Origin of the sequence: Salinisphaera aquimarina, from assembly GCF_042643355.1 — a bacterium.
GTDB classification, from domain to species: domain Bacteria; phylum Pseudomonadota; class Gammaproteobacteria; order Nevskiales; family Salinisphaeraceae; genus Salinisphaera; species Salinisphaera aquimarina.
In genome coordinates this window covers 199,354-211,173 of record NZ_JBHRSS010000010.1, presented here as the reverse complement: position 1 = coordinate 211,173, position 11,820 = coordinate 199,354, and the positions used below count along the sequence as shown (strand labels likewise).

Genomic DNA, 11,820 nt, shown 5'->3' with positions numbered 1-11,820 from the left:
ACGGGCGCCGCGTACGACCGGCTACGCCGGCGACAGCAACACCAGATAAGCGAGATTGTAGAGCGCGTGCAGCAGGATCGGCGCCACCAGCCGCGGATGACGTTCATAGGCCCAGCCGAAAACCAGCGCCGGCACGATCGTCGCCAGCGCCCAGGCCGGCGCGTGCCGGAACAGATGCACGAGACAGAACATCAACGCTGTCAGGACGTTGGCCAGAGTCAGGCCGGCCAGACGATAGCTGCCGCGTGTAGCCAGGGCGTCCTGCAACCCGGCCCGGAACACGATCTCCTCGAGTACCGGTGTCACCAAGATCAGCAGCACGATCGGCGTCCAGCCCGGCCAGTGCAACGCCAGTTGCAGTGGCGTGATCCCGGCGATGATCGCCACCGCCGGCAAGGCCGCCGCCAGGGCCGCGAGATACAGCGGATCGGCCCACAAAGCCGGCCGAGGTGCCGGCACGTGAATCAGCCGCGGCGTCTACGCCGCAGTCCCAGCGCGCCCGCTGCGCACAACAGCAGGGCAAACCAGAGCGGGTCGAAGCGCGCATCCGCAGCGATGGTGCAACCACCACCACCGCCGCCGTTATTGTCATCATCGTCGCCGCTGCGCGCCGTGCCGTTACCCGAATCGCCGGCCACGTTGACCGTGTTGACATCGCGGCTGACATCGTCGGGCGCGCCCGCAATCGCCGCGCTGTCCACGTCCGGACAGCGGGTGCCGTTGATCAGCTGCCAGCCGATATCCTCCAGCACGCAGGCGGACAGGCCGATGCCGCTGGTGACGCCGTCGTGCCCGGTGGCGACCGGTTCCATGATCTGGTCCGGATCGAGCGATGTGTCCCAGTGGGAAATCGAGCTGCCCGGCTCGACGGTCGCCGGCGCGTACAGCATGACGCGTCCCTGGTTGAAGCCGGCGTCGAGCAGCGTCGCCGCCTGGCTGGAGGTGTTGGCATCACTCCAGACGACGTTCGGGCCGTTGGTGAGCGACTGCCGGCGCTGGGCATCTGTGAGCGCCGGCCACAGCGGCTGATTCGCAAACGACAGATCCTGGATGAAGCTACTGAAGATATCGGGCAGTCGGGCCCCGTTACGCGCGGTCGCGGGGAACTGGCCCGCCTGTATGTTCGACGTATCCTGCAAGGCCACCAGCGAGACGAATCCCAGACCATGGGTAAGCTCGTGCACGGCCGTACTGATGAAGTTCACCTGCCCGCGCGGACGCGCGCCATCGAGGCCGTAATACCAGGTGGTGCCCTGCAGACAGGTCGCATCACCTGCATCCAGCGCCGAATTGAATACCGCGCCGATATCGTCGCGGGTACCGCTCAAGCGCGAACCGCTCTGCGCATTGGCCAGGGCCACAGGGTAGAAGACATCGCTACGTCGCGCGCCGGCAAAATTGGCGGTCGAGATGGTGGGCGCCGCGCTGCCCAACTGGGCCTGATTGAGGCGACAGCCCATATTGTTGAACTGTGCGGCGATACGAATCGGCACGGCGCTCGCAATACGACTGCCGAGGATGTCCGCGGCATACTGCAGCGCGATCAGACGTTGTTGGCCCAGGGTCTCACCCCGGTTGCCCCCGATCGGCGCCACCGGCGTCGGGTTGTTGAGACCTTCGTTCTGACCGTCGCCAACCACCACGTTCATGGTAGCCGCCTGCGCGCTGCCGAGAACGCTCCCCATCAAGAGAATCAGACACTTGATCCGCATGCGATAGCCGTGGGTCATTCAGGTTTGCCCTCACACAACGTCCGTCGTGATTGCCGGCCGTTCGATGACTGCGTATGCCCCATACGCAGACTACCGTCGGCGCAATGCACCGCCTGGGTGGCGGGCGCGTCGTCCGGATCGAGCGTGAGCATGTCGGCCCCCTGCGAATTGGTCCAGGCTTTGGGGCCGGACGACTCGGCGCCGGGCTCGGTCGTGCTCCTGCGCGCACTGCCGGTATCGTCGGCCTGCGCCGGCGGCGCGTTCAGCGCATCGCCGGTCTCCGGATCCAGATAGATCTTCTGGCCGCTGTCGTCGCCGGCGGCGGCTGCGATCGACATGAAAGCCAGACACGCCATCAGCGCTGTCGTGACAAGAACAGTTCGACTCATCGGTGCATTCCTGTTGGAACAATTGTCGGGAACACGAGAACGCTGCACACGGCCATACCTCAAGCCGACCAGCCCATGATCGGGTATATCATGCCAGCACGCGTGCGGACGCGCCGAACGCGTCGCAGGCCGAACGACTCAGCGACAACTTCAGGATACGACTCATGTCCGTTCCAGACTGGCAACAGACCCTGGCCGAGCTGATCGGTCATTGCACCATCAGCAGCGGTGATCCGGCCCTCGACTGCGGCAATCGTGAAGCGGTCGAGGCCCTCGCCGACCGGCTCGACGCCCGCGGCTTCGATTGCAGCATCACGGCGATGCCCGAGCGCGAGGACAAGGTCAATCTCGTGGCACGCCTGGGCCCGGCCGAGCGCGCCGCCGAGCACGGCCTGGTGTTCGCCGGCCATATCGACACCGTGCCCTGCGACGCCGACGGCTGGGACAGCGATCCGTTCACGCTAGACGAGCGCGAGGGCCGCCTGTTCGGCCTGGGCAGCTGCGACATGAAAGGCTTCATCGCGCTCGCCGCCGGCGTGGCCGGCGAATATGCCAACCATCAACTCGCCGCGCCGGTCAGTCTGCTCGTGAGCGCGGACGAGGAATGCGGCATGGACGGCGCGCGTGCCCTGCTGATGGCACAGAACGACCACGGCGAACGCCCCGGGCGTTTCTGCGTGATCGGCGAACCCACCGGTCTGCAGCCGATCCGCCGCCACAAGGGCATCTTCATGGAAACCATCGAGGTGCACGGGGCCTCCGGCCATTCCAGCAACCCCGCACTCGGCGCCAACGCCATCGATGCCATGCACGTGGCGACCACGGCGATCCGGCAACTGCGTGACGAACTGGCCACGCGTCAGCAGGCCGACGGCTTTCCGGTGCCCCACGCCACCCTGAATCTCGGCGCGATCCACGGCGGCGACAATGCAAACCGCATTCCGGCGCGCTGCCGCCTCGATATCGACCTGCGCTTTCTGCCCGGCATGACCATCGACGATCTGCGTGCCGAACTGCGTGAGCGCGTGGCGGCCGCCCTCGACGGCAGCGACTGTACGGTCGAATTCCGCGAGCTGTTCACCGGCACGCCGGCGTTCGAGACCGCAGCCGACTCACCCATTGTCACCGCCTGCGAGCACCTGTCGGGCAAACCGGTCGGCGCGGTCGATTTCGGCACCGAGGGCGCGTTCTACAGTCGTATGGGCATGGACAGCGTCGTGCTCGGTCCCGGTGATATCGCCCAGGCCCACCAGCCCAACGAGTATCTCGGGCTGGAACGCATCGAGCCCATGCAGAAGATCCTGCGCGGCCTGGTCGAACGCTTCTGTCTGTAGCGCCCGCCGTCGTCTGGGCCCGACGCCGCGCCATACTGGCGGGGATAATTCACGCCTGATCACACCGATGCGCTCTATTTTGCTCTAATAGCGCCATGAGCCAGAAGCCCGCCACCGCCGCTACGCCGGACGACGCTGTCGTGCCGGCACACCACCACGCCGCCGACCCGACCGGCCTGGTCGCCGCGCTGCGCGCCAGCGCGCCGTACGTGCACGCCCATCGCGGGCGCACCTTCGTGATCAATCTGCCCGGCGAGGCCGCCCAGTCGAGCGCATTCGCCGATCTGGTCTACGACATCGCTCTGCTCGCCAGCCTCGGCGTGCGGCTGGTGATCGTGTTCGGCGCGCGGCCGCAGATCGATGCCGCGCTGGCTGACGCCGGGCTGGAAACCCGGTTCATCGACGGCGTGCGGGTCACCGACAGCGCCTCGCTTGCCTGTGTGAAGGCCGCGGTCGGCAGTCTGCAGATGGAACTCGAAGCGCTGCTGTCGACCAGCCTCGCCAGCACGCCGATGGGCGGTGCGCGCATCGTCACCGCGAGCGGCAATCTGGTCACCGCCCGGCCGGTGGGCGTGGTCGCGGGCGTGGACCACCGCCATACCGGCGAGGTGCGGCGCGTGGATGTGGCCAGCATCAATGCGCAGCTCGCGCGTGGCGCGATCGTGTTGTTGTCGTGCATCGGTTATTCCCCCTCGGGCGAGATCTTCAATCTGTTCGCCGAGGAAGTCGCGACGGCCACCGCGACCGCGCTGACCGCCGACAAGTTCGTGCTGCTGCATCCGGGCGATGCCCTGCACGAGCGCTTCGCCGACACCCCCGCCGAGCTGCGCCCGGACGCAGCCCGGCGCCTGCTCGCCGATACCGATGCCGCGCTGACCGCGGCCGACCGTGCGCGCCTCGGCGCGGCCGTAGCCGCCTGTGGTGCGGGCGTGGCTCGCGCGCATCTGGTCAGCTTCGAGCGCGACGGCGCGCTGCTGCGCGAGCTGTATTCGCGTGACGGCGTCGGCACCATGATCGCGGCCGACACCTATGACACCACCCGACCCGCCACCCCGGAGGATCTGGGCGGCGTACTCGCGTTGATCGAGCCGCTGGCGGCCGCCGGTATTCTGGTCGCGCGTTCGCGCGAGGCGATCGAACTCGATATCGAGCATTATCTGGTGATGGAGCGCGATGGGCTCATCACTGCCTGCTGCGCGCTCATGCCCTACCCCGACGAGGCCATCGGCGAACTCGCCTGTGTCGCCGTGCACCCGGACTATCGCACCCAGGACCGGGCGGCGACGCTGCTCGCAGAGACCGAAAAACGCGCTCGCGCGGCCGGCCTGGAACGGTTGTTCGCGCTCACGACCAAGGCGCCCCACTGGTTCGTCGAACACGGTTTCAAGACCGCCGATATCGACAGCCTGCCACTGGCCAAGCGCACGCTCTACAATTACCAGCGCAATTCGGCGGTGTTCATCAAGACGCTCGCGCCGGTCTGACGGCGGGCATCGTGGCCCGTCAAAAACACACCCCGCGCGTGTACGTGGACGCGCCGCTGGCCGTAGGCGAGCGCCTCGAATTGCCGGAGGCCAAGCGTCACCATCTGGCCACGGTACTGCGCCTGTCGGCCGACGATGACCTGACGCTGTTCAACGGCGACGGCGGTGAATATGCCGCTCGCGTGCTCGAGGCCACGCGCAAACGACTGGTCGTTGCTGTCGAAACCCGGCATACACCGACCCGCGAATCCGCGCTCGATCTGACCCTGGTCCAGGCCGTCGCTCGCGGTGACCGCATGGACTTCGCCCTGGCCAAGGCGGTGGAGCTGGGGGTGCGCCGTATTCGCCCGCTGTTCACCGCCCGCGGCCAGGTCAGGCTCGACGGCGAGCGGCTGGCCAAGAAACAGGCGCACTGGCAGGCGGTTGCCGAGTCGGCCGCCGAGCAGAGCGGTCGTCTGGTCTGCCCCACCGTCGACCCGGCCGTCGACATGGCGCAGTTATTGAACGAACCGGCCGAGCCAGGCGAGACGCTGCGACTGATGCTCGCCCCCGAAGCCGCGCGCAGCCTGTCAAAGATCGCGCCCGCGATGCGCGTCGCGTTGCTCATCGGCCCCGAGTCCGGCCTGTCGCACGACGAGATCGAGCGCGCCGCGGCCGCCAACTGGCAGGCGCTGACGCTGGGCCCGCGCATCCTGCGCACCGAAACCGCCGGCATGGCAGCAATCGCCGCATTGCAGACGGCCTGGGGTGATCTGGCTGGATGAGTAAGGCACCGTTCCATCAAGCCGGAATACAAGCCCGTTTTATCCGCAGATGAACACAGATTGACGCAGATGAAGACGCCGGTCAGCGCCTGTCTCCACGCACAACCCCCAGCGTAAGCGACGAACACCGCGCGCTCGCTTCTCGTTGTCCTGCTTGTATCCGCGTTCATCTGCGTCGATCTGCGGGCCGTTGCCTGTATGTCTTTATCCGAACGCCACAGCCTGCGCTAACATGCGCAGCAATCATTTATTGGAACGGCCGATTAAAAACCGGCGTTCACAAGGAGCCCGCATGGCCTACAAGCTCGGCGTCGTGATGGACCCGATCGAAGACATCACGCCCTACAAGGACACCACCCTCGCCCTGCTGCTCGAAGCCCAGCGGCGCGGCTACGAGATTCACTATTTCACCATGAGCGATCTGTTCGTGGCCGACGGCGTCGGCTATGGGCACGGCCGCGGCCTGGACGTACGCGACGACAACGACGACTGGTTCGACTACACCAGCGAACCGGCGGTGATGAAGCTCGCCGAGTTGGACACGATCCTGATGCGCAAGGATCCGCCCTTCGATACCGAGTACATCTACGCCACCTATATCCTCGAGCTGGCCGAGAACGAGGGCACGCTGGTGGTCAATCGCTGCGACGCCCTGCGCGACGTCAACGAGAAGATGGCCATCAATCGCTTCGCGCATCTGTGCGGGCCGACGCTGGTGGCCCGGCGCGCGGTCGATTTCAAACGCTTCATCGCCGAGCACAAGGACGTGGTGGTCAAACCGCTCGACGGCATGGGCGGCTCGCGCATCTTCCGCGTGCAGCAGGGCGACGGCAACACCAGCGTGGTACTGGAAGTGCTCACTGAACACGGCAGCAACTATGCGATGGCACAGGCCTACCTGCCGGCGATCACCGACGGCGACAAGCGCATTCTGCTGGTCGACGGCGAGCACGTCGGCTATGCGCTGGCGCGGGTGCCGGCCGACGGCGAGCTGCGCGGCAATCTCGCGGCCGGTGGACGCGGCGTGGGCCGCGAGCTGACCGAGGCGGACAAGCGCATCGCCGCCGAGATCGGCCCCTATGTGCGCGACAAGGGCCTGCTGTTCGTGGGCCTGGACGTGATCGGCGAGAACCTGACCGAGATCAACGTCACCAGCCCGACCTGCGTGCGCGAGCTCGATGCCCAGTTCGGCATCAACATCGCGGGCAAGCTTTTCGACGCGGTCGAGAAACGCCTGACCTGACGCCACCCGATGTCCGACAACCGCATCCGCTTCATCATCTGTGTTGCGCTGGCGCTGGCCGCGCATGCGGTATTGCTCGGCTGGACCACGGATACCGGACGGGCATCGTCGCAGTCATTGCTCGAGGTCACCCGCAACGCCGATGACGCGGCCACGCCTCGGTCCCGCGATATCCTGGCGGTGCAGGATCAGCGCGGTGACGACAGCTACTCGCAGCAGCAGCGCAGCGGCGACTCGAGCCCGATGTCGGCTCAATCGGCGCAGGCCGGCCGCACCCCGACAGTCACGCGCTTCGTGATGGTCGCCAGGCGCCCGCAAACGCCCGAAGGCACCAACCGTGAACGGATCACGGCTACGGATGCCGGCGCGAACCAGATCCCGCGGGACGGTAAGACCATGGATGCCAGCGGCGATCCCCGTGCTGCCTATCTGGCGGACTGGCAACAGCAGATCGAGGCGCGCGGCAGCCGTCAGTATCCGAGTACGCTGCTCGCCGACGGCCAGCCACGACGCCTGACCATGGCGGTGCGGCTCAACGCCGACGGCAGCCTGCAGGCGGTGCGCGTGGTGCACTCCTCCGGCAGCCACGCACTCGATCGCGCGGCGGAGTCGATCGTGCGCGACGCGGCTCCCTTCACGCCGTTCGACACCCGATTGGGCGATAGCGCGGGCGCACTGAGCTTCGTCTACGACTGGCTGTTCGAGCCGGGCGCCGATACCCGGCTTCGCCCCTCCGGTTGACCCGGCGGTCGCGCCAGGCGGCGATAATCAGGCAAGTCTGCGACATCCCCCCAACCGGCGCCGGCCCCGGCATTTGCCCGTATCAGATCGCACAGCGGATAATGGCAGCCATGAATCATGGAATATTTCGTAATCAGTTCCTGCTCGCGATGCCGGGACGCGTGGGCGGCGATTTCGCCAACAGCGTCACCTTCATCGCGGAGCACAACGACGACGGCGCCATGGGCCTGGTGATCAACAAGCCCAGTGACCTGGCGGTGCGCGACATGCTCGCGCACATGGATATCGAGGCGCACGTCGATAAAGGCCTGCCGGTGTTCTGGGGCGGGCCGGTCCAACCCGAGCGCGGCTTCGTGCTGCATCGGGACGAAGGCGACTGGGAGTCGTCGCTGAAGGTCGGCGGCGACCTCGCGATCACCACCTCGCGCGATATTCTCGAGGCGATCGGCAACGGCTTCGGCCCCAGCGCCTATCTGATCACGCTTGGCTACGCCGGCTGGGGCGACGGGCAACTGGAGAGCGAGATGCTCTCGAACAGCTGGCTGAGTACCCCCACCAGCGAACAGATCATCTTCGACGCGCCCGCAGAAACCCGCTGGGCGGCCGCCGCGCGCCTGCTCGGGCTCGAGGCGCATCAATTATCGGGGCTGGCCGGTCATGCCTAGACAGCCTTTCGACCATGCACGGACGAGCCTCCATGGCCGGTAGCGCCGACGTCATGCTGGGCTTCGATTTCGGCACCAAACGCATCGGCGTGGCCGTGGGCAATGCCATTACCGGCAATGCCCAGGCGCTGACCACCCTGCACAACCGCAACAGCGACGGCGGCGGCCCGGACTGGCAGGGCCTGACCCGGATCGTGGCGGAATGGCGCCCCGGCGCGCTGGTCGTCGGTCTGCCGCTGGCCGCGGACGGCAGCAGCCAGACCATGACCGAAAATGCCCGCCACTTCATGGATCAGCTCGGCGCGCATTTCGATATCCCCGTCCACGCCATGGACGAACGTTTTTCCACCATCGAAGCCATGGAGCGCCTGCGCACCGCGCGCGCCAGCGGCAGCCGCGGCAAGCGCCTGGCCAAGGGCGATTCGGATTCGATGGCGGCTCAGGTCATTCTCGAAGGCTGGCTCGCCAGCGGCGGCACGGATACCCTCCCGACATGAACAATTCCGAGCAGAGTTTCGACGTCGATGCGGCGCTGGCCGCGCTGCGCGCCCAGCTCGCCCCGATCGTGGCCCGCACCCCCGACGCGGTGATGGTCGGCGTCGAGACCGGTGGCGCCTGGATCGCCGAGCGCCTGCACGCCGAGTTCGGCCTCGCCGCACCGCTGGGCACGCTCAACATCAGCTTCTATCGCGACGATTTTTCCACTATCGGCCTGCATCCGAGCGTGGGGCCGTCGAAGATCGAGGCCGATATCGACGGCCGGACCGTCATCCTGGTCGACGACGTGCTCTATACCGGACGCACCGTGCGCGCTGCGCTCAACGAGCTGTTCGACTACGGGCGCCCGGCCGCGGTGAAGCTCGCGGTGCTGGTCGACCGCGGCGCGCGTGAACTGCCGTTCGCGCCCGACGCCGTGGGACTCAATATCGATATCGAGCGCGGCCGCCAGATCAAGCTCACCGGCCCCGAGCCGCTGCGCCTGGAGATGCGATGACGGCGGTCGCCGGCAACGCGTCTACGAAGACTTCCCTACTGCTGGCCCAGCTGGCGCCGATTCGGCAACCGGGCATCTATGTCTTCGCGCGGATCGCCGATGACGTTCATATCGACCCGGGCGCCTGCCTGTGCGTGATGAACGAACCCGAAGGCCGGTCGATCATCGCCGATATCCAACACCTGCCCGTCGGCGCCGTGATGACCGACTATCGCGCCGCGTGGATCACGCTGGCGGTGGCATCGCGGCTCGAGGACGTAGGTCTCACTGCCGCCGTCGCCCAGTGCCTGGCCACCGCCGGCATCAGCTGCAACGTCGTGGCCGGCGTCCGCCACGACCATCTGTTCGTGCCGCTTGAAGCCGCCGACCGGACCCTGTCGCTGCTTGAAACCCTGCAACACGAGGCGCGGGACGCACTAGCCCGCGCCGACATCCGGGCCGCCGAATCGGGAGCGCCGACATGAATACCCTCCAGATCGACTCGGACGGCCGGCTGCGCCATCTGCTGACCACAGAAGGCCTGCCCCGCGCGCTGATCCAGCGGATTCTCGACACCGCCGAAACATTCGTACCGGCACTCGGGGCACCGCCGAAGAAGGTACCGCTGCTGCGCGGAAAGACAGTATTCAATCTGTTCTTCGAGAACTCCACCCGGACCCGAACCACCTTCGAGCTGGCCGCCAAGCGGCTGTCCGCGGACGTAATCAACATGGACGTCGCGCATTCGTCGAAATCCAAGGGCGAGGACGACCTCGATACCCTGTTCACCCTCGAGGCCATGGGCGCCGATATCTTCGCTATTCGTCACCCCGAAAACGGCGCCGCGGCCCGCTTTGCCGCCAACGCCGCGCCGCATGTGTCGATCATCAACGCCGGCGACGGCAGTCACGCCCATCCCACCCAGGGGCTGCTGGACGTGTTCACCATTCGCCGGCACCGCCCCGACTTCGAAAAACTCACGGTGGCGATCGTCGGCGACGTGCGGCATTCACGGGTCGCCCATTCCACCATCCACGCGCTGAAAACACTCGGTACCACGGATATCCGGGTGGTCGGCCCCGAGCGTTTTCTGCCCGACAACGCGCAGCATCTGGGCGTGAGCATCACCGACGATGTCAGCGCCGGGCTCGACGGTGCCGACGTGGTCATGGGCCTGCGTATCCAGCGCGAGCGCATCGAGGGCGACGCGCTCGCCGGGGTGGCCGACTACCACAGCCGATTCGGCCTCAACGCGCCGAATCTCGCCCATGCGAAGGACGACGCGCTGGTCATGCATCCGGGCCCGATCAACCGCGGCGTGGAGATCAATGCCGACATCGCCTACGGCGATCAGTCGGTGATTCTGGAGCAGGTCCGAAACGGCATCGCCGTGCGTATGGCGGTCATGGCCCTGATCGCCGGCAACCGTGCGGTCCACAGCCACGCAACGGCCACGACCTAAAGATATAGCCGGCCAGGCCGATAGTGATGGGAACGAGCGCACACCGGTCGTGGCAGCTGCGGGCGAGCACATCCGCCCGCTTGCAAGGCACGGCGTCACGACGGCTGCGCTGAGCGCTGGCCAAAGCATGCGCCATCGCCATTCGGCCGATAGTGACCACGGTGTTTTTCATGACGATCGCCATACTGGCTGCCATTCTCGTTGTTCTGGTCCCAGTTCTGGTTCTGGCGAGCATCGTGGCGAAAGCCCGGCGCCAACAGCAGCTGCCGGATGATCAGGACGAGGCCTACCCCTACCGGTTGACCGGGCAGTTCCTGACCCCCGCCGAGCGATCGTTCTTCGGCGTACTGCAGCAAGCAATCGGCGAACACGCCTTCATCTTCGCCAAACCGCGTATCGCCGATGTGCTCAAGCCCGAGACCGGCTTGAGCCGGTCCCAGAACATGACCGCCTTCAACAAGATCAAGGCCAAGCATTTCGACTTCCTGATCTGTGATCCGCGTCATCTGCAGCCGACTGTCGCCATCGAACTCGACGACGCCTCCCATGACCGAGAAACACGCGATCAACGCGATACCTTCCTGAATCAGGCCAGTGCCGCGGCCGGGCTATCGCTCGTACGGATAAGCGCGAGCCGGAATTACGCGATCGCGACCCTGCGCGCGCAGCTGGCGCCGTATCTGGGTCTCGCAACCGAGGCTGAGGCTGAGGCTGAGGCTGAGGCTGAGGCTGAGGCTGAGGCTGAGGCTGAGGCTGAGGCTGAGGCTGAGGCTGAGGCCGAGACCGAAGCCGAAGCCGAAGCCGAAGCCGAAGCCGAAAATCATGCGACGGCCGACCCGGCGCCGGAAACTTCGACGTCGAACGAGAATGCTGGCGAGATGCCGCAATGTCCCCTGTGCAGCCACGGCATGACACGCCGCGCGGGCGAAACCGGCGTGCTTGCGGGCAAGGCCTTCTGGATATGCGAATCCTATCCCCACTGCCGCGGCATGCGACCGGCAGACAGCTAGGGACTGCTAGCCGATGGCCTAGCGCTGACAACCGTCCTCGCTA

At 66.5% G+C, this 11,820-nt stretch carries 15 protein-coding genes; 11 read left to right on the top strand and 4 right to left on the bottom strand.

What is annotated here, in order from left to right; genetic code table 11:
* Window positions 1-21: 21 nt before the first annotated feature.
* From mrtJ to ACFOSU_RS20325, 3 genes are read right to left on the bottom strand one after another with little or no spacing between them, the layout of a single operon-like run.
* Entirely contained in the window at window positions 22-459 is a 438-nt protein-coding gene (gene mrtJ, locus ACFOSU_RS20335; RefSeq protein WP_380691842.1) for a JDVT-CTERM system glutamic-type intramembrane protease MrtJ, read from the bottom strand.
* Window positions 460-464: 5 nt separating this feature from the next.
* Complete coding sequence (locus ACFOSU_RS20330; RefSeq protein WP_380691840.1) at window positions 465-1,730, bottom strand: JDVT-CTERM domain-containing protein; 1,266 nt, start codon at window positions 1,728-1,730, stop codon at window positions 465-467.
* Complete coding sequence (locus ACFOSU_RS20325; RefSeq protein ID WP_380691839.1) at window positions 1,727-2,101, bottom strand: hypothetical protein; 375 nt, start codon at window positions 2,099-2,101, stop codon at window positions 1,727-1,729. The genes ACFOSU_RS20330 and ACFOSU_RS20325 overlap by 4 nt, the downstream gene beginning before the upstream one ends.
* A gap of 164 nt (window positions 2,102-2,265) precedes the next feature.
* Between ACFOSU_RS20325 and argE the strand changes: the two genes are divergently transcribed.
* The 10 genes from argE to ACFOSU_RS20275 all read left to right on the top strand — a co-directional run bounded on the left by argE (window position 2,266) and on the right by ACFOSU_RS20275 (window position 10,767).
* A complete protein-coding gene (argE, locus tag ACFOSU_RS20320) occupies window positions 2,266-3,435 on the top strand; it encodes an acetylornithine deacetylase (protein ID WP_380691838.1) in 1,170 nt (389 codons plus the stop codon).
* Between the two features lie 95 nt (window positions 3,436-3,530).
* Entirely contained in the window at window positions 3,531-4,919 is a 1,389-nt protein-coding gene (gene argA / locus ACFOSU_RS20315) for an amino-acid N-acetyltransferase (RefSeq protein ID WP_380691837.1), read from the top strand.
* 11 nt (window positions 4,920-4,930) lie between these two features.
* Entirely contained in the window at window positions 4,931-5,683 is a 753-nt protein-coding gene (locus ACFOSU_RS20310; RefSeq protein WP_380691836.1) for a 16S rRNA (uracil(1498)-N(3))-methyltransferase, read from the top strand.
* Between the two features lie 292 nt (window positions 5,684-5,975).
* Window positions 5,976-6,926, top strand: a complete 951-nt coding sequence (gene gshB / locus ACFOSU_RS20305; protein WP_380691834.1) for a glutathione synthase — start codon at window positions 5,976-5,978, stop codon at window positions 6,924-6,926.
* A gap of 9 nt (window positions 6,927-6,935) precedes the next feature.
* A complete protein-coding gene (locus tag ACFOSU_RS20300; RefSeq protein ID WP_380691833.1) occupies window positions 6,936-7,667 on the top strand; it encodes an energy transducer TonB in 732 nt (243 codons plus the stop codon).
* Between the two features lie 110 nt (window positions 7,668-7,777).
* Window positions 7,778-8,332, top strand: a complete 555-nt coding sequence (locus ACFOSU_RS20295) for a YqgE/AlgH family protein (protein WP_380691832.1) — start codon at window positions 7,778-7,780, stop codon at window positions 8,330-8,332.
* A 32-nt stretch (window positions 8,333-8,364) separates the two neighbouring features.
* Window positions 8,365-8,829, top strand: coding sequence for a Holliday junction resolvase RuvX (ruvX, locus tag ACFOSU_RS20290; protein ID WP_380691831.1), 465 nt, complete (start codon window positions 8,365-8,367; stop codon window positions 8,827-8,829).
* Entirely contained in the window at window positions 8,826-9,326 is a 501-nt protein-coding gene (pyrR, locus tag ACFOSU_RS20285; RefSeq protein ID WP_380691829.1) for a bifunctional pyr operon transcriptional regulator/uracil phosphoribosyltransferase PyrR, read from the top strand. Before ruvX ends, pyrR begins: the two co-directional genes overlap by 4 nt.
* Window positions 9,323-9,790, top strand: coding sequence for an ACT domain-containing protein (locus ACFOSU_RS20280; protein WP_380691828.1), 468 nt, complete (start codon window positions 9,323-9,325; stop codon window positions 9,788-9,790). The genes pyrR and ACFOSU_RS20280 overlap by 4 nt, the downstream gene beginning before the upstream one ends.
* Window positions 9,787-10,767 carry an aspartate carbamoyltransferase catalytic subunit gene (locus ACFOSU_RS20275; RefSeq protein WP_380691826.1) on the top strand — a complete coding sequence of 327 codons (981 nt, stop codon included), beginning with the start codon at window positions 9,787-9,789 and terminating at the stop codon, window positions 10,765-10,767. Before ACFOSU_RS20280 ends, ACFOSU_RS20275 begins: the two co-directional genes overlap by 4 nt.
* A 95-nt stretch (window positions 10,768-10,862) precedes the next feature.
* Here ACFOSU_RS20275 and ACFOSU_RS20270 read toward each other — a convergent pair whose 3' ends face one another.
* The gene (locus tag ACFOSU_RS20270; protein WP_380691993.1) at window positions 10,863-11,243 is read right to left on the bottom strand and encodes a hypothetical protein; all 381 of its coding nucleotides are present in this window, start codon (window positions 11,241-11,243) and stop codon (window positions 10,863-10,865) included.
* Between ACFOSU_RS20270 and ACFOSU_RS20265 the strand changes: the two genes are divergently transcribed.
* Window positions 11,127-11,777: a DUF2726 domain-containing protein gene (locus ACFOSU_RS20265; protein ID WP_380691985.1), complete on the top strand. Its 651-nt coding sequence runs from the start codon at window positions 11,127-11,129 to the stop codon at window positions 11,775-11,777. The two genes, ACFOSU_RS20270 and ACFOSU_RS20265, sit on opposite strands and share 117 nt — an antisense overlap.
* The last annotated feature ends 43 nt before the right edge of the window (window positions 11,778-11,820 follow it).

What these genes read in the sequence shown, in the direction of transcription:
- ACFOSU_RS20280 (WP_380691828.1), top strand. Translation starts at nt 9,323, where the DNA reads ATGACGGCGGTCGCCGGCAACGCGTCTACGAAGACTTCCCTACTGCTG.
- ACFOSU_RS20330 (WP_380691840.1), bottom strand. Translation starts at nt 1,730, where the DNA reads ATGACCCACGGCTATCGCATGCGGATCAAGTGTCTGATTCTCTTGATG.
- argE (WP_380691838.1), top strand. Translation starts at nt 2,266, where the DNA reads ATGTCCGTTCCAGACTGGCAACAGACCCTGGCCGAGCTGATCGGTCAT.
- ACFOSU_RS20295 (WP_380691832.1), top strand. Translation starts at nt 7,778, where the DNA reads ATGAATCATGGAATATTTCGTAATCAGTTCCTGCTCGCGATGCCGGGA.
- pyrR (WP_380691829.1), top strand. Translation starts at nt 8,826, where the DNA reads ATGAACAATTCCGAGCAGAGTTTCGACGTCGATGCGGCGCTGGCCGCG.
- ruvX (WP_380691831.1), top strand. Translation starts at nt 8,365, where the DNA reads ATGGCCGGTAGCGCCGACGTCATGCTGGGCTTCGATTTCGGCACCAAA.
- ACFOSU_RS20300 (WP_380691833.1), top strand. Translation starts at nt 6,936, where the DNA reads ATGTCCGACAACCGCATCCGCTTCATCATCTGTGTTGCGCTGGCGCTG.
- argA (WP_380691837.1), top strand. Translation starts at nt 3,531, where the DNA reads ATGAGCCAGAAGCCCGCCACCGCCGCTACGCCGGACGACGCTGTCGTG.
- gshB (WP_380691834.1), top strand. Translation starts at nt 5,976, where the DNA reads ATGGCCTACAAGCTCGGCGTCGTGATGGACCCGATCGAAGACATCACG.
- ACFOSU_RS20270 (WP_380691993.1), bottom strand. Translation starts at nt 11,243, where the DNA reads ATGCTTGGCCTTGATCTTGTTGAAGGCGGTCATGTTCTGGGACCGGCT.
- ACFOSU_RS20325 (WP_380691839.1), bottom strand. Translation starts at nt 2,101, where the DNA reads ATGAGTCGAACTGTTCTTGTCACGACAGCGCTGATGGCGTGTCTGGCT.
- ACFOSU_RS20275 (WP_380691826.1), top strand. Translation starts at nt 9,787, where the DNA reads ATGAATACCCTCCAGATCGACTCGGACGGCCGGCTGCGCCATCTGCTG.